This is a genomic window from Vibrio sp. 1069 (assembly GCF_033340555.1).
In genome coordinates this window covers 1-549 of record NZ_JAWOWP010000801.1, presented here as the reverse complement: position 1 = coordinate 549, position 549 = coordinate 1, and the positions used below count along the sequence as shown (strand labels likewise).

At 48.1% G+C, this 549-nt stretch carries 1 pseudogene; it reads left to right on the top strand.

Annotated features, from left to right (window positions below):
• Positions 1-549 (top strand): annotated as a pseudogene (locus tag R7040_RS29145) (ATPase RavA stimulator ViaA); the annotation flags it as partial.

Below are 549 nucleotides of genomic sequence, written 5' to 3'. Positions count from 1 at the left end.
TTTTGAAAAAGCACAAAGGCTTGCAAGAAATCGCAGAACAGCTTGGCCGTATGGCTGGGCAAGTGAATGATCCTGACTTAAACCGTGCACCAGCGGAAGAGCTGCAAATGGTTGAAGAAAAAAGCGACGAAGCGACTGATGATATCGTCGGTATCCATGAAAGTGATGATCTCAACAAGCTGCTGCCAAACGAGACCATGTTTTTGGCCTACCCAGAGCTAGAAGTCGTGTTCTACAAGCATCTGGTCGACAAGCGTTTGATGAACTACCGCACGCAAGGTAAATCTCGCACTTTACGTAAAGTCAAAGCGCATCGTCCAGACAACAAAGCTGTGGATATCGAAAAAGGGCCGTTCATCGTCTGTGTGGATGCCTCTGGCTCGATGAGTGGTTTCCCTGAGCAGTGCGCAAAAGCGATGGCGTATGCGTTAATGCAGATTGCACTGGCCGAACAGCGCGATTGTTACGTGATCATTTTCTCTACTGAACACATTACTTACGAGCTCACCAAACAAGATGGTTTGCGTGAGGCGGCGGATTTCTTAACGT